General features: G+C 40.6%; 1 protein-coding gene. It reads left to right on the forward strand.

Annotated features, from left to right (window positions below; translation table 11 throughout):
- On the forward strand, positions 1 to 224 hold a 224-nt coding region (locus tag IS446_RS00205; protein ID WP_203057152.1), incomplete at both ends, for a phage integrase SAM-like domain-containing protein.

Here is a 224-nt window from a genome sequence, read left to right on the forward strand (position 1 = left end):
TACCTGGGGAAAGATGATCACACCCATACCCTGCGATCCATCTTTAAGTACCACGAAACAAAAATGAAGGGCGTGTTGGCTCATGGAACACTTAAGAATTATGGTGGCACAGAAAAGTATGTGTTTCAATTTTTGAAAAAGACCCAAAAGGTATCCGACCTGGAACTAAGAGCCATTGAATCATCCTTCATTATCGATTTTGAGCACTTCTTACATCAACAACC

Origin of the sequence: Robertkochia sediminum, assembly GCF_016786255.1 — a bacterium.
Taxonomy (GTDB): Bacteria; Bacteroidota; Bacteroidia; order Flavobacteriales; family Flavobacteriaceae; genus Robertkochia; species Robertkochia sediminum.